This is a genomic window from Promicromonospora citrea, from assembly GCF_013004695.1.
Taxonomy (GTDB): domain Bacteria; phylum Actinomycetota; class Actinomycetes; order Actinomycetales; family Cellulomonadaceae; genus Promicromonospora; species Promicromonospora citrea.
In genome coordinates, this window is sequence record NZ_JABEMG010000067.1 from 1 (window position 1) to 25,747 (window position 25,747).

20 protein-coding genes and 1 pseudogene are annotated in these 25,747 nt (G+C 73.5%); 11 read left to right on the plus strand and 10 right to left on the minus strand.

The genetic code is table 11. From position 1 onward, the window contains the following. Together HLB15_RS13735 and HLB15_RS13740 are read right to left on the minus strand one after the other, a co-directional pair. A partial coding sequence (locus tag HLB15_RS13735; RefSeq protein ID WP_311979579.1) for a HelD family protein occupies positions 1 to 1,742 on the minus strand: 1,742 nt, incomplete at its 3' end. Positions 1,743 to 1,841: 99 nt separating this feature from the next. Continuing rightward, positions 1,842 to 2,369 (minus strand): DUF1801 domain-containing protein, encoded by a 528-nt coding sequence (locus HLB15_RS13740; protein ID WP_311979580.1) that lies wholly within the window; start codon positions 2,367 to 2,369, stop codon positions 1,842 to 1,844. 22 nt (positions 2,370 to 2,391) lie between these two features. Here HLB15_RS13740 and HLB15_RS13745 point away from each other — a divergent pair, with 22 nt between their 5' ends. Together HLB15_RS13745 and HLB15_RS13750 are read left to right on the plus strand one after the other, a co-directional pair. Further along, positions 2,392 to 3,282, plus strand: coding sequence for an aminoglycoside phosphotransferase family protein (locus tag HLB15_RS13745; protein WP_171106331.1), 891 nt, complete (start codon positions 2,392 to 2,394; stop codon positions 3,280 to 3,282). Positions 3,283 to 3,331: 49 nt separating this feature from the next. Then, positions 3,332 to 4,006, plus strand: coding sequence for a DUF4241 domain-containing protein (locus tag HLB15_RS13750; protein ID WP_171106332.1), 675 nt, complete (start codon positions 3,332 to 3,334; stop codon positions 4,004 to 4,006). A gap of 4 nt (positions 4,007 to 4,010) precedes the next feature. Here the strand turns inward: HLB15_RS13750 and HLB15_RS13755 are convergent, their stop codons facing one another. From HLB15_RS13755 to HLB15_RS13765, 3 genes are read right to left on the minus strand one after another with little or no spacing between them, the layout of a single operon-like run. Continuing rightward, positions 4,011 to 4,991, minus strand: a complete 981-nt coding sequence (locus tag HLB15_RS13755; RefSeq protein WP_171106333.1) for a threonine/serine dehydratase — start codon at positions 4,989 to 4,991, stop codon at positions 4,011 to 4,013. Beyond that, entirely contained in the window at positions 4,991 to 5,680 is a 690-nt protein-coding gene (locus tag HLB15_RS13760; protein WP_171106334.1) for an NUDIX hydrolase, read from the minus strand. Before HLB15_RS13760 ends, HLB15_RS13755 begins: the two co-directional genes overlap by 1 nt. A 45-nt stretch (positions 5,681 to 5,725) precedes the next feature. Then, positions 5,726 to 6,397 carry a TetR family transcriptional regulator C-terminal domain-containing protein gene (locus HLB15_RS13765; protein WP_171106335.1) on the minus strand — a complete coding sequence of 224 codons (672 nt, stop codon included), beginning with the start codon at positions 6,395 to 6,397 and terminating at the stop codon, positions 5,726 to 5,728. A gap of 83 nt (positions 6,398 to 6,480) precedes the next feature. Between HLB15_RS13765 and HLB15_RS13770 the strand changes: the two genes are divergently transcribed. The 5 genes from HLB15_RS13770 (at position 6,481) to HLB15_RS13790 (ending at position 15,547) form a co-directional block, all read left to right on the plus strand. Further along, entirely contained in the window at positions 6,481 to 7,335 is an 855-nt protein-coding gene (locus tag HLB15_RS13770) for an alpha/beta fold hydrolase (protein WP_171106336.1), read from the plus strand. Positions 7,336 to 7,469: 134 nt separating this feature from the next. Beyond that, a complete protein-coding gene (locus HLB15_RS13775; RefSeq protein ID WP_171106337.1) occupies positions 7,470 to 8,087 on the plus strand; it encodes a hypothetical protein in 618 nt (205 codons plus the stop codon). 401 nt (positions 8,088 to 8,488) lie between these two features. Next, the gene (locus tag HLB15_RS13780; RefSeq protein WP_171106338.1) at positions 8,489 to 9,571 is read left to right on the plus strand and encodes a multicopper oxidase domain-containing protein; all 1,083 of its coding nucleotides are present in this window, start codon (positions 8,489 to 8,491) and stop codon (positions 9,569 to 9,571) included. Positions 9,572 to 9,602: 31 nt separating this feature from the next. Then, a complete protein-coding gene (locus HLB15_RS13785) occupies positions 9,603 to 13,616 on the plus strand; it encodes a ThuA domain-containing protein (RefSeq protein WP_171106339.1) in 4,014 nt (1,337 codons plus the stop codon). A gap of 32 nt (positions 13,617 to 13,648) precedes the next feature. Beyond that, positions 13,649 to 15,547 carry a cupredoxin domain-containing protein gene (locus HLB15_RS13790; RefSeq protein ID WP_171106340.1) on the plus strand — a complete coding sequence of 633 codons (1,899 nt, stop codon included), beginning with the start codon at positions 13,649 to 13,651 and terminating at the stop codon, positions 15,545 to 15,547. Positions 15,548 to 15,732: 185 nt separating this feature from the next. Here HLB15_RS13790 and acnA read toward each other — a convergent pair whose 3' ends face one another. The 4 genes from acnA to HLB15_RS13810 all read right to left on the minus strand — a co-directional run bounded on the left by acnA (position 15,733) and on the right by HLB15_RS13810 (position 22,926). Continuing rightward, positions 15,733 to 18,474, minus strand: a complete 2,742-nt coding sequence (acnA, locus tag HLB15_RS13795) for an aconitate hydratase AcnA (RefSeq protein ID WP_171106341.1) — start codon at positions 18,472 to 18,474, stop codon at positions 15,733 to 15,735. 129 nt (positions 18,475 to 18,603) lie between these two features. After that, positions 18,604 to 19,434 (minus strand): SGNH/GDSL hydrolase family protein, encoded by an 831-nt coding sequence (locus tag HLB15_RS13800; protein ID WP_171106342.1) that lies wholly within the window; start codon positions 19,432 to 19,434, stop codon positions 18,604 to 18,606. Between the two features lie 78 nt (positions 19,435 to 19,512). Beyond that, a complete protein-coding gene (locus HLB15_RS13805) occupies positions 19,513 to 20,889 on the minus strand; it encodes a class I SAM-dependent RNA methyltransferase (RefSeq protein WP_171106343.1) in 1,377 nt (458 codons plus the stop codon). A 39-nt stretch (positions 20,890 to 20,928) separates the two neighbouring features. Next, positions 20,929 to 22,926 (minus strand): APC family permease, encoded by a 1,998-nt coding sequence (locus HLB15_RS13810; protein WP_171106344.1) that lies wholly within the window; start codon positions 22,924 to 22,926, stop codon positions 20,929 to 20,931. Between the two features lie 83 nt (positions 22,927 to 23,009). On the opposite strand from HLB15_RS13810, the gene HLB15_RS13815 reads away from it, so the two are divergent. Together HLB15_RS13815 and HLB15_RS13820 are read left to right on the plus strand one after the other, a co-directional pair. Further along, positions 23,010 to 23,663, plus strand: coding sequence for a potassium channel family protein (locus tag HLB15_RS13815; protein ID WP_171106350.1), 654 nt, complete (start codon positions 23,010 to 23,012; stop codon positions 23,661 to 23,663). Next, positions 23,663 to 24,328, plus strand: coding sequence for a potassium channel family protein (locus tag HLB15_RS13820; protein WP_171106345.1), 666 nt, complete (start codon positions 23,663 to 23,665; stop codon positions 24,326 to 24,328). The genes HLB15_RS13815 and HLB15_RS13820 overlap by 1 nt, the downstream gene beginning before the upstream one ends. Before the next feature lie 3 nt (positions 24,329 to 24,331). Here the strand turns inward: HLB15_RS13820 and HLB15_RS13825 are convergent, their stop codons facing one another. After that, positions 24,332 to 24,931, minus strand: coding sequence for a TetR/AcrR family transcriptional regulator (locus HLB15_RS13825; RefSeq protein WP_171106346.1), 600 nt, complete (start codon positions 24,929 to 24,931; stop codon positions 24,332 to 24,334). A gap of 111 nt (positions 24,932 to 25,042) precedes the next feature. On the opposite strand from HLB15_RS13825, the gene HLB15_RS13830 reads away from it, so the two are divergent. Beyond that, a complete protein-coding gene (locus HLB15_RS13830) occupies positions 25,043 to 25,489 on the plus strand; it encodes a hypothetical protein (RefSeq protein ID WP_171106347.1) in 447 nt (148 codons plus the stop codon). Continuing rightward, positions 25,486 to 25,747: pseudogene (locus tag HLB15_RS13835) on the plus strand (nitroreductase family deazaflavin-dependent oxidoreductase); the annotation flags it as partial. The gene HLB15_RS13830 and the pseudogene HLB15_RS13835, both read left to right, overlap by 4 nt.

Sequence of the window (25,747 nt, forward strand, 5' to 3'; positions counted from 1 at the left end):
ATGCGGGCCAGCAGGGGCGCCGCCTCGGCCAGCACCTGCGCCGTCGTCCGGTAGCAGACGGTCAGCGTGCGCACGTCGGCGCGCCGCGCCAGGTCGGCGCCCAGCGCGTCGGCCCACGACGTCGCGCCCGTCGCCGGGCCGGCCTGCGCCAGGTCGCCGACCACGGTCATCGACCGGCCGGGGCACCGCCGCAGCACCGAGCGCCACTGCATCGGCGTCAGCTCCTGCGCCTCGTCCACGACGACGTGCCCGTACGTCCGCGCGGGCGGACCGTCGAGCAGGTGCGCGGCCTCGTCGAGCAGGGGCAGGTGGGCCACCGACCACGGTGCGTCGGCGCCGTCGGGCGCCAGGTCGGGGTGCTCGTCGAGCAGGTCCCGCACCACGTCGTCGGCCGTCAGCCGCGGCCAGGCATCCTCGACCGCGCGCTCCAGCGCCAGGTCGCCGCGCAGCTCCGCGCGCAGCGCCCCCGGGTCGAGCTCCGCGACGGCGGCGGCGTGGCCGTAGGCGCCGTCGGCGTCGGCCTCGAAGCCGAGCCGAGCCAGGTCCTTGGCGGCCGCCTTGTCGAGGTTCACGCCGCCCGCGAGCACCTCCATGTCCTCGTCGAGGCGGGCCAGCAGCACGCGGGCCCGCGCCTGCACCTCGTCGGCCACGACGTCGACGACCAGGTCCCGGAACACCGCCCTGGCCTGGTTGTGCGGCAGGCCCGTGGCCACGGCGGCCTCCCGGGTCTCGGCGAGCGTCGGCGCGTCCAGCGTGGCCGGGTCGCCGTCGACCACGACGGTGAGCGTGCCCGACGGCGCCTGGTACCCCTGGACGACGTCGGCCAGCGCGTCGGCCCACCGCAGGTCGCCCGCGAGCCGGCGCAGGGCGTGCCCGGCGAGGGCCGGCTCCGGCAGGTCGAGGGCGTCGACGACGAGGCGGTCGGCGGTGCTCATCGCGACGTCGTTCTCGCCCAGGGACGGCAGCACCTCGCCGATGTAGTCGAGGAAGCGGGTGTTCGGGCCGAGCACGAGCACGCCGTCGGCCCGCGCCTCCTCGAAGCCCGCCAGCACGTAGGCGGCGCGGTGCAGCGCGACCACCGTCTTGCCGGTGCCGGGCCCGCCCTCCACGACGGTCACGCCCCGGTGCGACGAACGGATGATCGCGTCCTGCTCGGCCTGGAGCGTCGCCACGACCTCGCGCATGCGACCCGTGCGGCGCGCGCTGACGGCCTCGAGCAGCGGCCCGTCGCCCACGACGTCGTCCGGGCCGGGTTCCGAGCCGTCCAGGAGCTCGTCGCTCAGCCGGGCCACCCGGCGGCCGTCCAGGCCGAGGTGCCTGCGCCGTCGGACGCCGAGGGGGTGCGCGGCGGTCGCCGCGTAGAACGGGCGGGCAGCCTCCGCACGCCAGTCCACCAGGAGCTGGTCGTCGCCGTCGCTCAGGCCCGTGCGGCCGATGTGCAGCGACCCGCCGTCCGCGTGGTCGATGCGGCCGAAGCACAGGTGGTGGTCCGCGGCGTCGAGCGTGCGTGCCCGGCGCTCGAGCATCGCGGCGCGCACGTCGCGCGTGAACGCGTCCTCGGGGTCGCCCCGCAGCACCTCGCGCAGCTCGGTCCGCACGCGCGCGGCGTCCGCGTCGAGGCGCGCGTACAGCGCGTCGACGTACCGCTGCTCGGCGGCACGCTGGGTCTCGTGCCGGGTCTGGCCACGCGTCTCGTCGCCGGCCTGTCCCGGGGTGTCGTGCTCGGTCCGCAGCTGCTGCACGGGTCTCCTCGTCGTCGGCTCCTCGTTGTCGAGGCCTGGTGTCAACGCGACCAGGTCGCGGAACGTTCCCGGAGCTCCGGGACGGCCTCAGGACCGACCTCAGGACTCCGCGGCGCGCTGCCCGAAGGTCCCGCTCGTCACCGTGGTCCAGGAGCGGCGCACGATCTCCTCCAGCACCTCGAGGTCGACGGCCTCGAGGTCCTTGACGTACAGGCAGCCGACACCGGTCGTGTGCGGCCCCAGCCGGTCCAGCAGCTCGGCGTGGGCACCGACACCGTCGGGCAGGTAGATCGTGGTGGCCGCCCGGCGGGGTGCGAACGCCGCGGCCGCCGCGTGCCCCGAGCGCCCGCTGGGGTAGGCGTAGCGGTACTCGCCGAACCCGACGATCGAGGGGCCGAACATGCGCGGCGCCTCTCCGGTGACCCGCTCCATGAGGTCGCGCAGCGTCCGGGCGTCCCGCTGCCGGGCCGCCGGTGTCACGGCCTCGATGTAGGCCGCCGGGTCCGCGTCCGTCCAGGTGGTGACCATCGGCTCGTCCTCTCCGCTGCCGGGTGCGCCCGCACCGCTGCGCTCACCACCAGTATCCCCGGCCGCCGTGGGCGACGCCCGGTAGCGTGGGCTGCCCACCCGCGACACCCTGGAGGCGCCCGTGGTCGCTGCCGACCTCGACGTGACCGTCGACCTCGCCCGGTCTCTCCTGTCCGAACAGCACCCCGACCTCGCCGGCCTGCCGCTGCGCATCGTCGCCAACGGCTGGGACAACGTGATGATCCGGCTCGGCGACGACCTCGCCCTGCGCCTGCCCCGGCGCGAGGCGGGTGCGCAGCTGCTGCGCAACGAGCACGCGGTGCTGCCGCTGCTCGCCCCGCGGCTCCCGGTCCCCGTGCCGACCCCGGTCCGCGTCGGCGTGCCGAGCGAGACCCTCGGCTACCCCTGGCCGTGGGGCGTGGTCCGCTGGACCGAGGGCGTGCAGGCCGCCGACGTCCCGCCCGCCCGGCGCACCGCGTGGGCCGAGCAGCTCGCGCACGTGTTCGTCGCCCTGCACCGGCCCGCGCCCGAGGACGCGCCGGGCCACCGGTTCCGCGGCATCCCGGTCGCGGAGCGCCAGGCCACCTTCGAGGACCGCCTGGCCCTCCTCCCGGAGCGCCTGCACCGCCGCGCCCGCGCGGTGTGGGCCGACGCCGTGAGCGCGCCGGAGTACGACGGCGAGCCCATGTGGCTGCACGGTGACCCCCACCCGGCGAACCTCGTGGCCGACGGCGACCGCCTGGCCGCCGTCATCGACTTCGGCGACGTGACGAGCGGCGACCCGGCGTCCGACCTCGGCACCATGTGGCTGACCTTCGACGCCGAGGGCCGCCGCCGGTTCCGCGCCGTCGTCGACGCGCGCGCCCGTGGCGGGCGCGGCTGGGACGAGGGCATGTGGCGCCGGGCCAAGGGCTGGGCCGTGCTCTACACGGCGATCTGCTTCTCCTACCCGGACACGCACCCGGTCATGGTCGGCGTCGGCGAGCACGCGATGGAGCAGCTCCTGGCCTGAGAGCCGTGGCCGCGCCGAGGGTGTCAGTGGTCACCGCTACCGTCCTCGCATGACCTCAGGCACCCCTGGTGCGGCCTACGGCCGCCCCTTCTTCGCGCTCCTCGACGGCACCCCGGACGGGACGCCGTACCCCCAGACCGTGCACGACGCCGGCACGCTGCACGTGCCGTCGGGCCGGCTCGAGGCGTCCGACCCGTTCGTGAGCCTCGGCGACGGCCTGGTGGTCAGCGTGCCGCCGGGCTCCTGGCCCGCGTACGTGACGGTCGCCGACGTGTCGGCCGCGCGGGACGGCAGCCACCTGCGCGAGGCGTACCTCTCGCTCGTGGTGGCGGACGGCGCGCCGGTCGCCGAGGTGCGGGGGGTGACCCCGGAGGGGTGCGAGCCGCCGCGCCCCGACGAGCACTACGGAGTCGGTGTCGACGCGGGCACGGTCGGGTTCGCGGACGCCGCCGCGGCCGCCGCGGTCGCGGACGCGACGGAGGACGAGGACCTCGACGAGGAGTGGTTCGACCGGATGGACGACCCCGAGCACCTCCGGGAGGGCGTCGCGAACATCGTGCTGCCGCAGGCCACGGCGGGCGAGAACGTCGTGCTCAGCCACTCCGGCTGGGGCGACGGCTTCTACCCGGTGGTCACGACGCACGCCGCCGACGGGTCGCTGCTGGGCGTGCACGTCGACCTGCTGGTCGCGGGCCCCGACGGCGACGAGGAGGAGGACGACTGAGCCGTCAGAACCGCACGGCCGTCGTGTTCGCGCCGCAGACCAGCACGGCGACCCGCTCGCCCGGCTCGGGCACGTAGGCACCCGACAGCAGGGCGGCCAGCGCCGTCGCGCCTCCGGGCTCGGCGACGACCCGCGTCGCGTCCCACAGGGCGTGCTGGGCGGCGACGATGGCGTCGTCGTCGACCAGCACCGCCCGGTCCACGAACCGCTGGGCCAGCGGGAACATGAGCCGGCCGACCTGGCGCGGGGCGAGCGAGTCGGCGGCGACGCTGCCGGCGGGCGCGTCGACGGGCTCGCCCGCGGCCAGGGCGCGGTGCAGCGTCGGCGCGCCCTCGGGCTCGACGGCCACGACGCGGACGTCGCCGCGGAACCAGCCGGCGATGCCGCCGATCAGCCCGCCGCCCCCGACGGCGACGAGCAGGGTGTCGAGGTCGGGCAGGTCCTCGCTGATCTCGAGGCCGAGGGTGCCCTGGCCGACGAGCGTGCCGGGCTGGTCGTACGCGTGCACCGCCAGCGCGCCGGTGCGGGCGACGAACTCCTCGCTCGCGGCGAGCGCGTCGGCGTACCGGTCGCCGCCGACCACGAGGTCGGCGCCGTACCCGCGGATGCGGTCGGCCTTGGCCGCCGACGTCACGCTCGGCACGAAGATCGTGGCGGGCACGCCGAGGCGCGCCGCGGCGTACGCGACGGCGGCGCCGTGGTTGCCGCCCGACGCGGCGACGACGCCGGCGTCGGGCACGTCGCTCGTCAGCAGGTTCGTGAACGCCCCGCGCGCCTTGAAGGAGCCGGAGTGCTGGACGCTCTCGAGCTTGAGCGCGAGCGGGTGGGCCGGGCCGCCGAGGTCGGCGAGGTCGACCTCGAGCACGGGCGTGCGGCGCACGTGCGGGCGGATCAGGTCCGCGGCGGCGCGGATCGCGGGGCGGGTCACCGCGTCCGACGGCTGGTCGCTGCGGTCGCCGGTCTGCGTGTCGGTCTGCGTCGTCATCAGCTGATCCCCAGCTCTCGGGTCGTGTCCCAGGTCTCGGTCCAGCCGAGCTGGTCGAACATCGCGTCGAGGATGCCCGCGGTGAAGCCCCACACGAGGTGGGTGACGTCACCGTCGTGCACGTGGAAGCCCGGGCCGCGCCAGGTCTGCCTGCCGCGCCGCAGCACGGTGGTGAACCGGTTGGCCGGGTCGAGCAGGTCGGCGACGGGCGCGCGGAACACGTGCGCGGACTCCGCGACGTCGACCACGCGCACCGGTGTGGGCCGTGCCCACCAGCCGAGCACGGGGGTGACGACGTGGTTGCTCACGGGCATCGGCAGCTCGCCGAACACGCCGAGCACCTCGACGCCGTCCGGGTCGAGCCCCGTCTCCTCCTCCGCCTCGCGCAGCGCCGCCGCGACGGCGTCCTCGCCGTCCTCGGCGCGCCCGCCCGGGAAGGCGACCTGGCCGGCGTGGCTGCGCAGGGTCGCGGCGCGGGCCAGGAGCAGCACGTCGAGGTCCGCGGGGACGGCGGTGTCGGGCTCGGTCGCCCGGTCCGCCGTCAGCCGGTCGAGCACCCCGAACAGGACGAGCACGGAGGCGGGCCGCGCCGCACCGGTGAAGTCGCCCCGGGCGTGGGGCCACGGGCCCTCGAACCCTCGCTCGGCGAGGGCGACCAGCTGCTTGCGTGCGGATGCGGACGAGCTCACGGCTCGACCCTAACCGGTCCGCCGACCCGTCCTCTGTCGCGTCCCTCACACCCGCCCGGCGGTGTCCCCCACGAGAGTTCCCGCGGCGGCCCCGTGCGCCGTGAGCAGGGTGCGTGCGGTGGTCAGGGCCCGGTCGTAGACGCCCTCGTCGGCGAGCAGCAGCGAGCGGTCGTTCGCGGCGTTGAGCACGGCGACGACCTCGAACGCGACCTGCTCGGGGTCGGTGCCGGGCGCCAGCTCGCCCGCGTCGACGGCGCGGCGCGCGTGGTCGACGAGGTAGGACTCCCAGTCGCGCTGCGCCGCCACGACGGCGTCGCGCACCGCGCCCTCACGCATGTCGAACTCGACCTCGACGGTGCGGAAGAAGCAGCCGCCCCGGAACACCCGTGCGCGGGAGTACGCGGTCCACGCCAGCAGCAGCGCCCACAGCCGCGGCAGCCCGGGGCGGGCGGCGCGTGCCGGAACGACGACGTGCTCGACGAAGATCTCCCGCGCCCGCTCGACGGCGGCGAGCTGGAGCAGCTCCTTGGACCTGAACAGGCCGGCGATCGCGCTCTTGTTCACGGGCGCGACGGCGGCGAGCGTCCCGAAGGAGAGCGCGTCCAGGCCGCGGACGGAGGCGTCCTGGACGGCGGCGTCGAGCACCGCGCGCCGGGTGCGGTCGCCACGCACACGGCGTCCGTCGGGCCGCCCGGTCACCGCTGCCACCGTCTCCATGATGGAAAGTGTACGACCGTTCGGATACTATCCGGACGGTCGTACAGATTTCTCCCGCCGCCGCCTCGGAGAAGGAGCCCCCCATGCCCCCGATGCACCCCGCCGTCCGCGCCACGTTCCGGACCGCGGGCCGCCTGGCCCCGCCGCTCGCCGTCGCCGCCGCCTACCAGGTGTTCCGCACCCTGGGCCCGCGCACCCCCGTCCGGGACGCCGACCGCGCCACCCACGAGCGCGCCCGCCGCGGCGAGCTGCGGCTCGCGGGCGAGCGCGTCGCGACCTACGCCTGGGGCGACCCCGCGGGCCCGCCCGTGCTGCTCGTGCACGGCTGGCGCTCGCGCGCGTCGCGCTTCGCGCGCCTCGTCGACGGACTCGAGCAGGCAGGCCACCACGTCCTGGCCTACGACGGCGTGGCGCACGGCGACTCGACCGGGCGGCGCACGACGATCCTCGACCACCTCGCGGTCGCCCGGGAGCTGGTCGAGCGGTCCGGGGCGCCCGTCGGCGTCGTCGGCCACTCGTTCGGCGGGCTCACGGCGGGGATCGCCCTGACCGAGGGACTTCGGGGCGGGGCGCTCGTCGCACTCGCCGCCGTACCGTCGTTCGCGGACCTGAACCGCGGCTTCCTCGAGACGGTCGGCCTGCCGCCGGCACTGCACGCCCGGCACTCCCGGCTCGTGGCGCGCCGCCTGTTCCCCGACGACCCCGACCCCGTCGCCCGGTTCGACCTGGTGCACCGGCCCGCACCGGTCCCCGCGCTCTTCGTCCACGGCACCCGGGACCGCGAGGTGCCGCCCGCTGCGTCGCGGGCGCTGCACGCCGCACACCCCGACAGCCGGCTCGTCGAGGCCGACGCCGGGCACAACAGCGTCCTCGACGCCGACGAGACCGTGGCGGCGGTCGTCGAGCACCTCGCACGCGTCGCCGTGAACGGTCGGTGAACACGCCGCGAACACCGGCGGCCGGCACGGCTCGGCATCACCAACCGGATATCAGAAACCTTTCCTGACCTGCGCAGACACCGTACGCTGACGTCCGCTTTGTGCCGATTTCGCCTGCCTGCGGAGGGACCACCATGCAGTACGTCAGCGACCACGCCCTCGCGGCGACAGCCACCGCCCTCCTCGCGCTCGCGTGGTTCGGCTGGACCGTCCGGCACGCCGGACCCTGGACCCGGCTGGCACCCGTCGTCGGCGTGGTGCTGTCGGCCGTCGTGGTCGCCGCCGGCGTCGTGGTCGCCGTCGGAGCGTGGCCCGACGGCAGCGTGGTGACGGGTGCGGTCGTGAGCATCTACGCCGCCGCGCTCGTCGTCCACGCGGGGCTCACCCGGCTGTGCACCGGGCTGCTGGCGAGCACGTACCGCCGCGCGGTGGCGGCGGCCAAGGACGAGAACAAGGCGTCGGTCACGACAGGCAAGCGCTGGGTCCAGCTCATCCCCACGACCGTGTCGCTCTCGACCGCGCTCCAGGTCGGCGTCATCGCGAACACGCTCGACGTGCCGCTGCTGTACGTGGGCGGCGCGGCGGGCGTCGCGGTCGCGCTGCTGGCGTGGCCGCTCGGCGCGCTGCTGCGCACGGTCGTGCCCGGGCGCCGCCACCGGCCGACCGTCGCCCTGGTCCACCCGCTCACCGGCCTGCTGACCGGCGCGACCCTCGTGCTGACCGCCGTCGTGACCCTGCTCCCCCCGCCCTGACGGCGGCCCATCAGCGGCTCACGCGCGCCTCACCCGGGTGGAAGACCGGCTCCGGAGCCGGTCTCACCACCCCTTTGACGTGTACGAGCCGATGAAGTCTGACGATCGGCCGACATCTTTTGCTTGACACTCGGCAGAAGTCGCCCTAGGTTCGCAAAGCCACCATGTGGCGCACACCACGCATGCGCGTCATCCGTGCCGACCGGGCCGCCGGCCGGGGCGGAGGCCGCATGGGTCATGAGGGCGTGGCCGTCGACGCCGACGGTCGCGAGCCGACGTCCTGGGAGGGAACGACGATGGGGTCCACCTCGTGACACCGCTGTCGGCTGCTCCCTTCCCTCCCGATCCCTGTCTCGCCGGGTGGGCACGACCGCCTGCCCGGTGGTGTCGAACGGAGACGCATGCCTGAGAACAGCACTGACGCCCGGACCGCACGGGGCGGCGTGTCCCGCCGCACGGTCCTCACCGGAACCCTCGCAGGCCTCATGGCCCCGACGGCGGCCCTCGCCCTCGGCGCGGACAGCGCGGTGGCGGCCGGGTCGGACCCCATCGCCGCGCTCGGTACCACCCGGCACATCACGATCTACGCCGAGCGGCTCGCCTCCGGCCAGTACGGCTACGGGCTCGCTCCCGGCAAGGCGACCATCCCCGGCCCTCTGCTGGAGATGTGGGAGGGCGACACGCTCCAGATCGAGCTCGTGAACAACACCGACAAGCGGCTGTCGATCCACCCGCACGGCGTCGACTACGACACCGAGTCGGACGGCAGCCCCTTCAACGCCTCGTTCAACGAGCCCGGCGAGACCCGCACCTACACGTGGCGCAGCCACGTCGCGGCGCAGGACGCCGACGGCCGGTGGGTGCCGGGCAGCGCAGGCTACTGGCACTACCACGACCACGCGATGGACGGCGAGCACGGCACCGCGGGCGTCCGGGCCGGCCTGTACGGCGGCCTCGTCGTCCGCCGCAAGGGCGACGTGCTGCCCGACCGCACCTACACGGTCGTGTTCAACGACATGTCGATCAACAACAAGGCCGCGCCGAACACCCCCATGTTCGAGGCCCACCTCGGCGAGACGGTCGAGTTCGTCGCCATCGGGCACGGCGACCAGCTCCACACGTTCCACCTGCACGCCCACCGCTGGGCCAACAACCGCACCGGCTACCTCACGGGGCCGGACGACCCCACCCCGGTGATCGACACGCGTGACCTCAACCCGGGCGACTCGTTCGGCTTCCAGGTCAAGGCGGGCCACCGGGTCGGCGCGGGCGCCTGGATGTACCACTGCCACGTCCAGTTCCACTCCGACGGCGGCATGGCGGGCATCTTCCTGGTCCGTAACGCCGACGGGTCGATGCCCGACGGCGCGCAGGAGGCCATCGACCGGTTCCACCAGCACGGCAGCCACGACGCGACGACCACCGAGAAGTCCGGCAAGCAGACCGACACGCAGACCACGCAGACAGAGACCCACAGCCACTGACCGGCACGCACTCACGCGCAAGGGAGCAGTGATGGAACGGACAGCACGACGCAGGACCAGCGGGGCGGCCGCCTCGCGAAGAACAGCACGCGGCACGCTGGCGGCACTCGCCGGCGCGGCGCTCGTCGTCAGCCTGGCGGCCGTGCCCGCCCAGGCGCAGCGCACCGCCGACGTCGGCACGACGGCGGGCACGACAGCGCGCACCGCGCCCGTCGCGGCGCAGGACGCCGCCGACGTCACGGTGCTCGTGTTCTACGGGACGCCGAAGGACCAGGTCGACCCGGTCACCACCGCGGTGAAGACCTTCCGCGAGCTGGGCGCCGAGAACGGGTTCACCGTGCACACGGCCAGCGACCCGAAGGTGTTCACCGAGGAGAACCTCGCCGGCTACCGCGGCGTGGTGTTCCTCTCGGCCGAGGGTGTCGAGCTCAGCACGGCGCAGGAGAACGCCCTCAAGGCGTACGTGCAGGGCGGCGGCGGGTTCCTCGGCGTGCGTGACGCGGCCCGCGCCCAGGCGCGCTCGCAGTGGTTCACGGGTCTCATCGGCACGCGTCCGGCGGGCAACCTGCCCGACCCGCTCGAGGTCGCGAGCGTGACCGCGAGCGCGGAGAACCCGCCGAACGAGGACGCCCCGAACCTCATCGACGGCGACACGAACACCAAGTGGCTCGCGTTCGAGCCGACGGCGGTCATCGACCTGGAGCTGGCGGAGCCCGCCGTCGTCACGCGGTACGCGCTGACGTCGGCGAACGACTTCGCCGGGCGCGACCCGCAGGACTGGACGCTGCAGGCCTCCGCCGACGGCGAGACCTGGACCGACCTGGACACGCAGGAGGGCCAGGAGTTCCCCGACCGGTTCACGGCGCTGGACTACCCGGTCGAGAACGACACGGCCTACCAGCACTTCCGGCTCGACATCACCGGCAACCGCGGTGACGACCTGACGCAGCTCGCCGAGATCGAGCTGTTCGACGCGTCCGCCGACGAGGAGCCGGAGCCCGTGGTCCCGGTGCAGGAGGCGACGGTCAACGTGCTGGACCGCGCGCACCCGGCCAACGACGGGCTGCCGCTGAACTGGACCCGCTCGGACCGGTGGCTGAACTGGTCGCCGAACCCGATCGGCGAGGTGCACACGATCGCGCAGGTGCAGGAGTGGGACTACGAGCCGGGCAAGGGCGCGAACGGCGCCTTCCACCCGGTCTCGTGGTGCCGTGACTACGACGGCGGCCGCTCGTTCTACACCGGCATGGGCGGCACGGCGGCGAGCTACGCCGAGGAGGGCTTCCGCGACCACCTGCTGGGCGGCCTGCTGTGGTCGACGGGCATGGTGCGCGGCGACTGCCAGGCGACGATCGCGGCGAACTACGAGGCGGAGCGCCTGACGGCGAAGAACGCCTCGGGCCGGCTCGACCAGATCGGTGAGCCGCACGGCCTGACGGTCGCACCCGACGGCGGCGTGTTCTACATCGGCAAGGCGGCGTGCCCGTCCGGCCCCGTCGTGCCGTGGGACGACCCGGACGTCGGTCTGGGCTGCGGCACCGTCCACCGCTGGGACCCGGAGACGGAGTCCACCACGCTGCTCACCACCCTGGACGTGATGGGCAACCGCGGCAGCGGCGACGAGCTGGTCAAGAACGAGGAGGGCCTGCTCGGCATCACGCTGGACCCGCAGTTCGAGGAGAACGGCTGGGTCTACCTGTACTGGATGCCGCACGAGTCGATCGACCGCGAGCGGCGTGTCGGCCAGCGCACGGTGTCCCGGTTCACGTACGACGCGGAGGAGAACACGCTCGACCAGGGCACGCGGGTCGACCTGCTGCACTGGGACGTGCAGATCCACAGCTGCTGCCACGCGGGCGGCGGCATGGCGTTCGACGACGAGGGCAACCTGTACATCGGCTCCGGTGACAGCAACTCCTCGGGCGGCTCGGAAGGCTACTCCGGCAACAACTGGACCCAGGAGTTCGCCGGCATCTCGTTCCAGGACGCGCGCCGCACGGCGGGCAACACGAACGACCTGAACGGGAAGATCCTGCGGATCCACCCCGAGCCGGACGGCACGTACACGATCCCGGAGGGCAACCTGTTCCCCGAGGGTGAGTACCCCGCGGACAAGACGCGCCCCGAGATCTACGTCATGGGCGTGCGCAACATCTCGCGCCTGGCCTACGACAAGGTCAACGACTGGCTGACGGCGGCGTGGGTGGGCCCGGACGCCGGCCTGCCGAACCCCGAGCTCGGCCCGGCCAAGTACGAGACGGCCACGATCATCACCGAGGCGGGCAACCACGGCTGGCCGTACTGCATGGGCAACCGGCAGCCGTACCGTGACCGGAGCAACGAGGACGCCAGCGTCCTGACCGGCTGGTACGACTGCGACAACCCGAAGAACACCTCGCCGCGCAACACCGGCCTGGTGGACCTGCCGCCGGTCAAGGACAACATGATCTGGTACTCGCCCAGCGGCGGCGGCCCGGTCTTCCCGGTGAACGACGAGGGCATCCCGTCGTACGTGGACGAGGAGGCGACGTACACGCTGCCGTACCTGCGAGGCGGCGGTCAGGCCGTGATGGACGGCCCGACCTACCACCGCTCCGAGGTCGACACGGACAGCGGCGTGGCCTGGCCGGCGTACTGGGAGGACAAGTGGTTCATCGGTGACCAGTCGAACGCGAACAACCGGATCGCCGTCACGGTGGACCCGGACACGGTCGACGAGGCCGGCCCGCCGGTCTTCGCCGAGGACCTGCGCCAGATCGTCCGCGGCGGGGGCGGGGACGGCGCCGTCGAGCAGTGGATGGACGCCAAGTTCGGTCCGGACGGCGCGCTGTACCTGCTGGACTACGGCGGGGGCTTCTTCTCCCTGACCGACCGACAGAAGCTGGTCCGGATCGGCTACACGGGCGGCCCGGCCACGCCGGTGCCCGCGGGCTCGGGCGCGAGCGTCCAGAGCGACCCGCTGACGGTCGCGTTCACCGGCAGCGCCTCGGGCGGCGTGTCCTACGCCTGGGACTTCGGTGACGGCGCCACCTCGACCGAGGCGGACCCGCGGCACACGTACGCCCGCGTGGGTAGCTACGACGCCACGCTCACCGTCACGTACGCCGACGGCGAGACGGAGACGATCGAGGTGCCGGTGACCACCGAGTGCACCGTCCCGGACGACCGCGCCACGGTGCACGTCGGGGACGTGGACAGCAAGGTCGCCAACGACGACCTGGGCGGCTGCACCATCGCCGACCTGATCCGCGACGAGGCCGAGTGGGACACCAACGGCCGCTTCGTGAACCACGTGACCGCCGTCGCCGACCAGCTCCTGGCCGACAAGGTGATCACGAAGAAGGAGCGCAAGGCCCTCCTGGCGGCCGCGCAGGAGTCGGGCATCGGCGGCGAGGACGCTCCCACGGGCTACCGCTGGCTGTTCGACGGCACCGCCGAGTCCCTCGCGGACTGGCGGCAGGCACCGGGCGGGCACTTCGAGCTCAAGCCCGACGGGTCGATCCTCGCCCAGGGCGGGCTCGGCATGCTCTGGTACCCGGGCGAGGAGCTGGGCGACTTCTCGCTCAAGCTCCAGTTCAAGGACGTCGCGCCCGGCGACGGGTACGCCAACAGCGGCGTGTTCACGCGGTTCCCCGACCCGCGACTGCCCCGCGACGAGCGGGCCGAGTGTGGACAGGGCACCGACGACGAGGCCTGGGTGGCGATCTACTGCGGGCACGAGATCCAGATCTACGACGGCCCGTCCGGCGAGCCGCAGAAGACCGGGTCCGTGTACAACTTCGACCCGAACGGCCTCGACGAGGCCGGGGTGACCCCCAAGGGCGAGTGGAACGACTACGAGATCCAGGTGGTCGGCCAGCAGTACACGATCATCCGCAACGGCGTGGTCATCAACGAGTTCGAGAACTCGCCCGGCCAGGAGTCCTCGCGTGCCGGCGACCCGCCCACGGACCTGCGGCAGTTCCTCGAGGGGTACATCGGGCTGCAGAACCACAGCGACGCGGACGCGATGGAGTTCCGCAACATCCGGGTGCGTGACCTGTGAGCGCGCGGACTGACACGAGGAGAGGTCTGGTCATGAGACACCAGCTGTCCCGGCTCCTGGCCGGGGTCGCGGTCGGCGCCCTCGCGGCGCTGCCGCTGGCCTCGACCGCTGCCGCGATCGAGCCGGACGACGCCGGGGTGACCGCGTGGTCGGCTCCGGCGGACGCACCGAAGGCGCAGGCCACCGGCGCGGTGGCCGCCGACGCCGTGGCCGCCGACCAGGTGCTCACCTGGACGGCGGACAGCAGCGTGACGGCGTACGCGTCGGCGCCGACCACCGCCACGGCGGGGCCGACGACGATCGTGTTCGAGAACAGCGAGGCGACCGGCAACAACATCGCCATGAGCCACACGCTGACCTTCGACACCAGCACGCCGGGCTACAACCACGACGTCACGCTGGACATCCTGGCCAACCCCCTGGACGCCAACGGGGGCCGCTACGAGGCCGAGGTCGAGCTGACCCCGGGCACGTACCGGTTCTTCTGCGCCATCCCGGGGCACAGCACCATGGTGGGCGAGCTCGTGGTCACCGACGGCCCGGGCGAGGACACCACGGCGCCCGTCGTGACGCCGCAGGTGGCCGGCCAGCAGGACGGCGACGGGGCCTACATCGGCTCCGCCACCGTGTCGCTGGCGGCCGAGGACGACCTGTCCGGCGTCGCGTCCGTCGAGTACGCGCTCGACGGCGGCGAGTACGCGGCCTACGACGAGCCCGTGGTGCTCGACGAGCCGGGCACGTACTCGCTCGCGTACCGCGCGACCGACAACGCGGGCAACGTGTCCGAGCCGGAGACGCTCGACCTCACGGTCGTGTCGGCCGACGGCGAGGACACCACCGCGCCGACGGTCACGGTGGACGTCACCGGCGACCTCGACGACGACGGCGCCTACGTCGGCACCGCGACCGTGAACCTCACGGCCGTGGACGCCGGGTCGGGCGTGGCGGGCGTCGAGTACGACCTCGACGGCAGCGGGTGGACCGCCTACGCGGACCCCGTGGCGGTCACCGAGCCCGGCGAGCACACGGTGCTGTACCGGGCGACCGACAACGCGGGGAACGTCTCGCAGGAGGGTTCGGCGACGTTCACCGTCGTCGAGCCGACCGAGGAGGACACCACTCCCCCGACCGTGACCGCTCACGTCACGGGCGAGCAGGACGAGGACGGCGCGTACGTCGGTCAGGCCGCGGTGCACCTCATGGCCGAGGACGAGTCCTCGGAGGTGGCGAGCGTGGAGTACGACCTCGACGGCGCGGGCTGGACCGACTACGGCGACGCCGTGGTGGTCGACGTCAACGGCCCGCACACGCTCACCTACCGGGCGACGGACACGGCGGGCAACACGTCGGAGCCCGAGTCGGTGAGCCTCGTGGTCGTGGGCGGGGCGGACCCGCCCGACGTCACGCCGCCGATCGCGTCGGCGCAGGTGGACGGCGACCAGGACGACTACGGGGTGTACCTCGAGGTCGCGACGGTGTCGATCAGCGCGCGCGACGACGAGTCCGGCGTCGCGTTCGTCGAGTACGCGTTCGGTGACACGGCGTTCCGGGAGTACACCGGCCCGTTCGACGTCACGGACCCGGGCGCGCACGCGCTGTCCTACCGGGCCACGGACAACGCCGGGAACGTGACCCGCACGGGCACGCTCCGGTTCTCGGTGTCCCGGTCCACGATCGACGCGTGCCCCGTCTCCGACGAGCGCCCGACGGTGATCATGGGGAACAAGGACAGCAAGGTCGCCAACGTCGACACGGGCAACGGCTGCACGATCGCCGACCTGGTCGACGCCGACGGGGCATGGGTCAGTCACCAGGCCTTCGTCCTGCACGTGACCCAGGTCGCCGACCAGCTCGACGACGTCGACCTCATCACGCCGCAGGAGGCCACGAGGCTGATCCGGGCCGCCCGCCAGTCCGACGTCGGCCGCTGATCCCGCACCACCCGCACGACGACGGCGCCCCGCCCCTCCGCACGGAGGGCCGGGGCGCCGCTCTTCCCCCACCCACCCCGCCGAGGTAGTCACGTGGCGAGGTAGTCACCCGGATCGCTCTGGGTGACTACCTCGCCAGGTGACTACCTCGCCAGACGACTACCTCGCCAGGTGAGGTGGGGCGGTCAGGCGACGAGGGAGCGGAGGACGTACTGCAGGATGCCGCCGTTGCGGTAGTAGTCCGCCTCACCCGGGGTGTCGATGCGGACCACGGCGTCGAAGGCGACCTGCGAACCGTCGGCCTTCGTCGCCGTGACCGCCACCGTCTCCGGCGTGACGCCGTCGTTCAGCGCGGTGATGCCCGCGATGTCGAACGTCTCCGTGCCGTCGAGGCCCAGCGACTCGGCGTTCTCGCCGGCCGGGTACTGCAGCGGCAGCACGCCCATGCCGATGAGGTTGGAGCGGTGGATGCGCTCGAAGCTCTCGGTGATGACGGCCTTGACGCCCAGCAGGGCCGTGCCCTTGGCCGCCCAGTCGCGCGACGAGCCCGAGCCGTACTCCTTGCCACCGAGCACCACGAGCGGGGTGCCCTGGGCGGCGTAGTCCTGCGCGGCGTCGTAGATCGTGTCCTGCGCGTTCTTGACGAAGTTGAAGGTGTAGCCACCCTCGACGCCGTCCAGGAGCTGGTTGCGCAGGCGGATGTTCGCGAAGGTGCCGCGAATCATGACCTCGTGGTTGCCGCGGCGCGAGCCGTAGGAGTTGAAGTCACGGCGCTGCACGCCGTGCTCGGCGAGGTACTTGCCCGCCGGGCTGTCCGGCTTGATGGAACCGGCCGGGCTGATGTGGTCGGTGGTGACCGAGTCGCCGAGCTTGGCGAGCACGCGGGCGCCCGACACGTCGGTGACGGGCTCCGGCGTCATGCCCATGCCCTCGAAGTACGGGGGCTTGCGCACGTAGGTCGACTCGGCGTCCCAGGCGAACGTGTCGCCCTCGGGGGTCTCCAGCGCGGCCCAGCGCTCGTCGCCCTTGAACACGTCGGCGTAGTCCGACTCGAACATCTTGCGGTCGATCGAGGACGCGATCGTGGCCTCGACCTCCTCCGGTGCGGGCCAGATGTCGCGCAGGAACACCGGGTTGCCCGCCTCGTCCCGGCCCAGCGGGTCGGTCTCGAAGTCGAACTCCATGGTCCCGGCCAGGGCGTACGCGATGACCAGCGGCGGGGACGCCAGGTAGTTCATCTTGACGTCCGGGTTGATGCGGCCCTCGAAGTTGCGGTTGCCCGAGAGCACCGAGACGACCGACAGGTCGTGCTCGTTGACGGCCTCCGAGACCTTCTCGTCGAGCGGGCCCGAGTTACCGATGCAGGTGGCGCAGCCGTAGCCCACGAGGTGGAAGCCCAGCTTCTCGAGGTACGGCCACAGGCCGGCCTTCTCGTAGTAGTTCGTGACGACCTGCGAGCCCGGTGCCATCGAGGTCTTGACCCACGGCTTGGCGGTCAGGCCCTTCTCGACGGCGTTCTTGGCCAGCAGCGCGGCGGCGAGCATGACCGACGGGTTCGAGGTGTTGGTGCACGAGGTGATCGACGCGATGGCGACGGCGCCGTGGAAGAGCTCGAACTCCTTGCCCTCGCTGTTGGTCACCGTGACCTGCTTGCGGCCGTTGGCGGCCGGCGCCGGGGCGTCCGAGGCGGGGAACGACTCGCGGCCGGCCTCGTCCACGTCCGCGAAGTCGGGCGCGTAGTTCGGCAGGTCGTGCAGGAACTGCTGCTTGGCGCTCGTCAGCTCGATGCGGTCCTGCGGGCGCTTCGGGCCCGCGATCGACGGGACGACCGTCGACAGGTCCAGCTCGAGGTACTCGGAGAACACCGGCTCGGGCGAGTCGGCGTCGAGCCACAGGCCCTGCTCCTTGGCGTACGCCTCGACGAGGGCGACCTGCTCCTCGGAGCGGCCGGTCAGGCGCAGGTAGTCGGTGGTGACGGAGTCGATCGGGAAGATCGCGGCCGTCGAGCCGAACTCCGGCGACATGTTGCCGATGGTGGCGCGGTTCGCGAGCGGCACCTGGGCCACGCCCTCGCCGTAGAACTCGACGAACTTGCCGACCACGCCGTGCTGGCGCAGCATCTGCGTGATCGTGAGCACCACGTCCGTCGCGGTCACGCCGGCGGGGATCGAGCCGTTCAGCTTGAAGCCGACGACGCGCGGGATGAGCATCGAGACGGGCTGGCCCAGCATCGCGGCCTCGGCCTCGATGCCGCCGACGCCCCAGCCCAGCACGCCGAGGCCGTTGACCATCGTGGTGTGCGAGTCGGTGCCGACGCAGGTGTCGGGGTAGGCGCGCAGGACGCCGTCGACCTCGCGGGTCATCACGGTGCGGGCCAGGTACTCGATGTTGACCTGGTGCACGATGCCGGTGCCCGGCGGGACGACCTTGAAGTCGTCGAACGCCGTCTGGCCCCAGCGCAGGAACTGGTAGCGCTCGTGGTTGCGCTGGTACTCGAACTCGACGTTGCGCTGGAACGCGTCCGCGCGGCCGGCGACGTCGATCTGCACCGAGTGGTCGATGACCATCTCGGCGGGGGCCAGCGGGTTGATCCGCGACGGGTCGCCGCCGAGCGACGCGACGGCCTCACGCATGGTGGCGAGGTCGACGACGCAGGGCACGCCCGTGAAGTCCTGCATGATCACGCGCGCCGGCGTGAACTGGATCTCGGTGTCGGGCTGCGCGTCCGGGTCCCAGGACGCGAGGGCGCGCACGTGGTCGGCGGTGATGTTCGCGCCGTCCTCGGTGCGCAGCAGGTTCTCGGCGAGGATCTTCAGGGAGTACGGGAGGCGCTCGGTGCCCTCCACCGCGCTGAGCCGGAAGATCTCGTAGGACGTGCCGCCGACCTCCAGCGTTCCCTTCGATCCGAACGTGTCCACGGTGCTCACTCTGGCTCCTTTGCGGGGCTGACGGTGCGTCGGCTCTCACGGGGCGCTGTCGTCGCGCGGTGGAGCCGTCGCGGGTTCCAGGGGGCTTCACCCAGCCTAGGCCGGGCTGCTCCGCCCAGCATAACGCATTTATCTTGACGTCAAGATATCTGCCGGACGGGCGGTCGCCTGCTGCTCCCCCGTGAGCCCTTCCTCCGGCACCTGCAGCGTCTCCAGGACCCGGCGGGCGATGGCCGCGTTGCCCGCGTCGGTCGTGTGGATCCCGTCCTCGTGCACGAGGCGCCCCCGCACGACGTTCGGGTCGAGCAGCGAGACGTACGTCGCCTCCACCTCGCCCGCCGCGGCCCGCACGGCGCTGTCGAGCGCGCGGGCCTCCAGGCCGATCTTCCACGGCGTGGACGGCCCCACCGAGACGATCCGCGCGTGCGGGAACCGGCGCGCCGCCAGCTCGTAGGTGTCCGCCACCGCCTCGAACACCGGGGCGGGGTCGGTGCGCATCGCCCGGAAGTCGTTCTGGCCGCCCGCGATGACCACGACGTCCACGCTGTCGCGTGGCACCGAGCGGAGCTGGTCCGGGTAGCTCAGCTTGTCCACGTCGGGGTTGCCCTTGACGAACCCCGTGCCGCCGTCCGCCACGTTGAGCTCGCGCCAGCCCATCGCCTCCGCGACGAGCGTGCTCCAGCGCAGGTCGGGCGACGTCGCGCCCTGGCCCACGGTGTACGAGTCGCCCACGAACAGCGCGACGGGCGGCGGGGCGGGAGAGGCCGACGGCGACGGGGAGGGCGAGGGCGTCGCGGCGGGCCACAGGGACGGTGCCGCGCGCGGCACCGGTGACGGCGACCACGTGGTGCCGCCGACGGTGATGCCACCTGCCCCCAGCACCATGCCGACCACGACGGAGACGGCGAACGCCGCCACCACGGACACGGCGATCCCGCCGCTCACCAGCCACCGCTTCACGGTGCGCATCCTATGCCCTGCCGCCGGGGTCGCCGGACGCTCGCACGGGCACTGACCTGCGAATTCGTGGCGCGATCATCAGCGGTCGAGCACGGCCACCGCCTCGACGTGGTGCGTGTGCGGGAACAGGTCGTACCCGCGCACCCCGGTCAGGGCGTACCCGTGCGCCGCCAGGTAGCCGACGTCGCGCGCGAGCGCCGCCGGGTCGCACGCCACGTAGACGACGCGCCGCGGCCCCGCCGCGGCCAGGGCGTCGACCACGGCGCGGCCCGCTCCCGTGCGCGGCGGGTCAAGGACCACGACGTCGGCGGTCAGGCCCTGGTCGGCCAGCACGCGCTCGACGGCACCGGCCTCGAGCGTGACCTGGTCGAGGGCGTGGGCGTTGCGCCGGGCGTCCTTGACCGCCCGGGCGTCGCCCTCGACCGCCACGACGCGCCCCTGCTCCCCCACCGCGGCGGCGAGGGGCAGCGTGAACAGGCCGGCGCCGGAGTAGAGGTCGAGCACGGTCGCGCCCGACAGCTCCCCCGCCGTCGCGCCCGCCGCGTCGAGGACCGCGCCGGTGAGCACGGCGGGCGCGGCGCGGTGCACCTGCCAGAACCCGTCGGCGGCCACGCGGTACGCGTGCGTCCCCCACGGCCCGGCGACGACCTCGGACACCGCACGCCGCGCGTTCGCCCGGGGGTCGGGGCGACCGCGCCGCGTCGGCACGCCGTCGACGAGCAGCAGCGGCTCGCCCTCGGACGGCGCGACCACCCGCACGTGCGCACCCGGCGTCCACGTGCGGGTGAACACACCCTCCGCCGCGGCGAAGTCGAGCAGCTCGGTGGTGGCCAGCGGCATCGTGTCGAGCGCCACGACGCGGTGTCCGCGGTGCGCGCGCATGCCCGCGCGGCCCTCGTCGTCGGCCACCAGGTCGATCCGGGTGCGGTAGTGCAGGCCGAGGCGCTCGTCGTCGCCCGGGGCCGCCTCGACCGTGAGCGCGCCCTCGAGCCGGTCCGCGTCGACGCGCGCGAGGCGCTCGAGCTGCTCGGCGAGCACGGTCCGCTTCCAGTCCCGCTGGGCCGGCAGCGCGACGTGCGACAGCTCGCCGCCGCCGGCACCGCCGGGGCCCGCGGCGGACCAGGCGGGCTCGACACGGTCGTCGGACGCCTCGAGCACCTCGACGGCGTCGGCGCGCCAGAAGCTCGTCCCGCCCTCGGTGACGCGTGCGCGGACGCGCTCGCCCGGCAGGGTGTGGCGCACGAACACGACGCGCCCGTCCGCGGTGCGGGCGACGCAGTGGCCGCCGTGCGCGACGGGCCCCACCTCCAGCTCGAGCTCCGTCCCCACCTCGGGGCGCGGGACGTCGCTCACGCGGCGGGCGCGGCCGGGCCGCGGCGACCGCTGCGGACGGCGGCGCGGGCGGCCGCGCTCCGGGTCGGCGGGCGCGGTGCGGCGGTCTGGGGTGCGGGGCATGCCTCCAGTATCCCGTACCGGCGCGGTCACGCGGCGGCGCTAGAGGCGCCGGCCCCCGAGATAGGCGTCACCCTCGAGCCCCGTGTGTCCCTTCGACGACGCGAGCTGCCACGGCACCGACGCGACCACGACGCCGGGGGTGAACAGGAGGCTGCCCTTGAGCCGCAGGGCCGACTGGTTGTGCAGGAGCTGCTCCCACCAGTGGCCCACGACGTACTCGGGGATGTAGACGATCACGAGGTCGCGCGGCGACTCCCGGTGCAGCGAGCGCACGTACTTGACGACCGGGCGGGTGATCTCGCGGAACGGCGAGTCGAGGATGCGCAGCGGCACCGGCAGGTCGAGCGCCTCCCACTCGGCGACGAGGGCGTCGACCTCCTCCCGGTCGACGCCGACGGTCACGGCCTCCAGCACGCCGGGACGCGCGGCGCGTGCGTACGAGACGGCGCGCAGGGTCGGCTTGTGCACCTTCGACACGAGCACGACGGCGTGCACGCGGCTCGGCAGCGCGCGGGCGGCGTCGACGTCGTCCAGGGCGAGCTCGTCGCGCACCCGGTCGTAGTGCCGGCGGATGGCGCGCATCAGCACGAACAGCACGCCCATGGCGAGCAGCGTGATCCACGCGCCGTGCGTGAGCTTGGTGACCAGCACGATGACCAGCACGGTACCCGTGAGCCCGAACCCGACGCCGTTGACGACCCGCGAGCGCCGCATGCGCCCCCGTACCACGGGGTCGTGCTGGGTGCGCAGCTCGCGCGTCCAGTGCCGGAGCATGCCGAGCTGTGACAGCGTGAACGACACGAACACGCCGACGATGTAGAGCTGGATGAGGCGGGTGACCTCGGCGTCGAACAGGACGATGAGCACGATCGCCGCGACGGCCAGCGTGATGATGCCGTTGGAGAAGGCGAGGCGGTCGCCGCGGGTGTGCAGCTGGCGGGGCAGGTAGCCGTCGCGGCCCAGGATCGAGCCCAGCACCGGGAACCCGTTGAAGGCGGTGTTGGCCGCGAGCACGAGGATGAGCCCTGTGACGACGGTGACGGCGTAGAACGCCGGCGGGAAGCCCGAGAAGACGGCGTGGGCGAGCTGGCCGACGACCGGGATCTGCACGTAGGTGTCGGCCACGGGCTGCCCGTCCAGCGTGAGCTGCGTGTGCGGGTCCTCCGCGAACCGCACGCCCGTCGCCTGCGCGAGCAGGAGGATCGAGGCGAGCATCGTGGCCGAGATCAGGCCGAGCAGCAGGAGCGTGGTGGCGGCGTTGCGCGACTTCGGCCGGCGGAACGCGGGCACGCCGTTGCTGATCGCCTCGACGCCGGTCAGCGCGGCGCAGCCGGACGCGAACGCACGGGCCACGAGGAACGCGCCGGCGAGCCCGACGAGGCCCTGGTCGAAGGCGGCCTCGCCGCTCAGCTCGAGCTCGGCGCTGGCCGCCTTCGGCAGGGTGCCGGCGAGGAACCGGTAGGCGCCGGTCACGGCGAGCGCACCGATGACCGCCATGAAGCAGTAGGTGGGCACGGCGAAGGCGATGCCGGACTCGCGCACGCCGCGCAGGTTCACGAGGGTGAGCAGCACGACGGCGACGACGGCCGCGAGCGCCTCGTGGCCGCGCAGGCCGGGCAGCGCGGCCGAGGCGTACTGGCTGGCCGACGAGATCGACACCGCGACGGTGAGCACGTAGTCGACGAGCAGCGCGGCGGCCACGCCGGTGCCCGCCGTCGGGCCGAGGTTGGTGGTGACGACCTCGTAGTCGCCGCCGCCGGACGGGTAGGCGCGCACGTTCTGCCGGTAGGACGCGACCACGACGAGCAGGACGCCGATCACCACGAGGCCGACCCAGGGCGAGAACGCCAGCGCCGCGACGCCGGCGAGCGAGAGGGTCAGGAGGATCTCGTCCGGCGCGTAGGCCACGGACGACAGCGCGTCCGACGCGAACACCGGCAGGGCGACGCGCTTGGGCAGCAGCGTGCGCCCCAGGTTCTCGCTGCGCACGGGGCGGCCGACCAGGAGGCGCTTGGCCGCATCGACGATGTCCGACACGATGGACGACTCTATGCCCGTCGGGGGCCGCCCGCCGCGGTGCCCCGGTGCGCGGTAGCGTTCGGATCGTGCACTTCGTCATCATGGGCTGCGGCCGCGTGGGCTCCAGCCTCGCCCAGGAGATCGAGGGCCGCGGGCACTCCGTGGCCGTGATCGACCAGAACCCGGACGCGTTCCGCCGGCTGCCCGCCGACTTCTCGGGCAAGAAGGTGACGGGGGTCGGGTTCGACCGGGACACCCTGGTCCAGGCGGGTATCGAGGACACGTACGCCTTCGCCGCGGTCTCCGACGGCGACAACTCCAACATCCTCTCGGCCCGCGTGGTGCGCGAGACGTACGGCGTGGACAACGTCGTGGCCCGCATCTACGACCCGCACCGCGCCGAGATCTACCAGCGTCTCGGCATCCCCACGGTCGCGACGGTGCGCTGGACGGCGGACCAGGTGCTGCGGCGCATGCTGCCGCTGGGCTCGACCGACGAGTACGTCGACCCGTCGGGCACGCTGCGGCTCGCCCTGATCGACTACCACCGGCGCTGGGTCGGCCGTCCCGTGCTCGCGGTGGAGGCGGCGACGGGCGCGCGGGTGGCGTTCGTGAGCCGGTACACCTCCGCCGTCCTGCCGGGGCCTGACGTCGTGCTCCAGGAGAACGACGGGCTGCACCTGCTCATGCGCGCCGACGCCTCCGCGGAGGTCGAGCGGATCCTGACCGCGGCGCCCCCGGCGGAGGAGAGCTGATGCGCGTCGTCATCGCGGGAGCGGGCTCCGTGGGCCGCTCGATCGCGCGCGAGCTGATCGGTCACGAGCACGAGGTCACGCTCATCGACAAGAACGCCGCGGCCATGCGCGTCTCGCAGGTGCCGGAGGCCGAGTGGGTGCTCGCGGACGCGTGCGAGCTGCCCGCGCTCGAGGCCGCGGAGATGGCCCAGGCCGACGTCGTGGTGGGCGCGACCGGCGACGACAAGGTAAACCTCGTGTTCTCCCTGCTCGCGCGGACGGAGTTCGGCGTGCCGCGCACCGTGGCGCGCGTCAACAACCCGAAGAACGAGTGGATGTTCGACCAGTCGTGGGGCGTCGACGTCGCCGTCTCGACGCCGCGCATCATGACGGCGATGGTCGAGGAGGCCGTCGCGGTGGGCGACCTGGTGCGCATCTTCAGCTTCCACCAGTCGGGCGCGGACATCCTCGAGCTGACGCTGCCCGCCGACTCGCGGCTCGCGGGCACGCGCGTGGGCCAGGTGGCGTGGCCCGTCGACGTGACGCTCGCGACGATCGTGCGCGACGGCAGGCCGCTCGCGCCCAGCGTGGACGACACGCTGGAGGCGGGCGACGAGCTGCTGCTCGTGGCGGGCGCCGAGGCCGACACCGACGCGCTGCAGCGGCTGCTGGTGCCGAAGGGCTGACCGCTACGACGCCCAGACCCGCCGCAGCGGCGCCAGGCCCGCGGTGACGTACCCGGCGATGGGCCGCGTGCCGCCGTCGTCGTGCCAGGTCTCCAGCGCCGCGAAGTAGCCGAAGGTGAGCGCGTGGGCCAGGACGCGGGCCTGGGCGGCGTCCACGGTGCCGCCGCCCTCGAGCAGCGGCGCGATGCGCGCGGCCGCGCGGTCCATGGCGGCGAGCGCCGCCGAGCGGACGGACGGCTCGGTGAAGAAGTACCGCACGCGCCGCCACGGCCCGTCGGTGCCGGAGCGGTCGCCCGGCCCGTCGTCCGCTCCGTGCTGCGGTGCCTCGTAGCGGCGCACGACCTCGACCAGGCTGCCCACGGGGTCGGCCGGGTCGAGCAGCTCGCCGAGCGCCGCGGGGCTCATGGTGTCGAACTCGTCGGCGACGAGCAGCCCCTCCTTGGTGCCGAAGTACCGGTACACCGACGACGGCGACACCTCGGCGGCCGCCGCGATCTCCTCGATGGTGACCGCGCCGAACCCCCGCTCGTCGAAGAGGTCGAGTGCGCGCTCCTGGATGGTGCGCATCGCGGTGCGCCGCCACTGCTCCCGTAGGCCTGCCATGCGAGCGAGCCTAACGCGTGCTGACAGTGACTCTCCGAAAATGCTTGACGGATCCCGCCTGGGCGAGTGACAGTCGTTCTGACAGTCACTCTCTCGAACGAAGGAGACACCATGTCCGAGACCCGGACGCCCACGACCCGCACCGCCGTCCCCGTCCTGTGGGCCGGGCTCGCCGCGACCCTGCTCGTGACGGCGTACGCGTGGGTCGACTCCGCGACCTCGCAGGTACTGGCCGGCCACGTCGCCGCCTCCTACCCGGCCTACGGTGCCGCGGAGGTCGACGCCGCCGTCGCGGCCTATCTGGCGATCCTCACGATTCTCGGCGTGCTCGGTACGGCGACCTGGGCGGTCGTGGCCCGGGCCGCGCGGTCCGGGCGAGCCTGGGCTCCGCTCGCCGGCACGGTCGCCCTCGTCCTCGCCGTCGGTACGGCGCTCGTGGGGCTGACCACCCGGGACACGTCCGGCGACGTGGGACTGGCCCCGGCGCTCGGCTGGGCGCAGCTCCTGCCGTGCGCGGTGGGTCTGGTCGCGGTGGCGCTCCTGTGGCGGCGGCGGTGACGACGAAGGGCTACGGCCTCAAGCGCGCGCTCTACCGCGGCGGCCGGCCGGGACGGCTGATGCGGTGGTGGAACCGCGTGGACGCGTGGTGGTTCGCGCGCGGGCCGGCCCGCCTGCCCCAGGCCGCCGTCCTCGAGGTGCGGGGCCGCAGCACCGGCCGGCTGCGCGCGGTGCCGCTGGCTGTCGCGGACGTCGACGGGCGGGAGCACCTCGTGTCCATGCTGGGGCCCGGCGCGGGCTGGGTGCGCGACGTCGCCG

Coding starts and splice junctions, on each gene's coding strand:
- HLB15_RS13750 (WP_171106332.1), top strand. CDS start 3,332: ATGACCTCAGGCACCCCTGGTGCGGCCTACGGCCGCCCCTTCTTCGCG.
- HLB15_RS13755 (WP_171106333.1), bottom strand. CDS start 4,991: ATGACGACGCAGACCGACACGCAGACCGGCGACCGCAGCGACCAGCCG.
- HLB15_RS13765 (WP_171106335.1), bottom strand. CDS start 6,397: ATGGAGACGGTGGCAGCGGTGACCGGGCGGCCCGACGGACGCCGTGTG.
- HLB15_RS13770 (WP_171106336.1), top strand. CDS start 6,481: ATGCCCCCGATGCACCCCGCCGTCCGCGCCACGTTCCGGACCGCGGGC.
- HLB15_RS13775 (WP_171106337.1), top strand. CDS start 7,470: ATGCAGTACGTCAGCGACCACGCCCTCGCGGCGACAGCCACCGCCCTC.
- HLB15_RS13780 (WP_171106338.1), top strand. CDS start 8,489: ATGCCTGAGAACAGCACTGACGCCCGGACCGCACGGGGCGGCGTGTCC.
- HLB15_RS13785 (WP_171106339.1), top strand. CDS start 9,603: ATGGAACGGACAGCACGACGCAGGACCAGCGGGGCGGCCGCCTCGCGA.
- HLB15_RS13790 (WP_171106340.1), top strand. CDS start 13,649: ATGAGACACCAGCTGTCCCGGCTCCTGGCCGGGGTCGCGGTCGGCGCC.
- HLB15_RS13805 (WP_171106343.1), bottom strand. CDS start 20,889: ATGCCCCGCACCCCAGACCGCCGCACCGCGCCCGCCGACCCGGAGCGC.
- HLB15_RS13815 (WP_171106350.1), top strand. CDS start 23,010: ATGGGCTGCGGCCGCGTGGGCTCCAGCCTCGCCCAGGAGATCGAGGGC.
- HLB15_RS13820 (WP_171106345.1), top strand. CDS start 23,663: ATGCGCGTCGTCATCGCGGGAGCGGGCTCCGTGGGCCGCTCGATCGCG.
- HLB15_RS13825 (WP_171106346.1), bottom strand. CDS start 24,931: ATGGCAGGCCTACGGGAGCAGTGGCGGCGCACCGCGATGCGCACCATC.
- HLB15_RS13830 (WP_171106347.1), top strand. CDS start 25,043: ATGTCCGAGACCCGGACGCCCACGACCCGCACCGCCGTCCCCGTCCTG.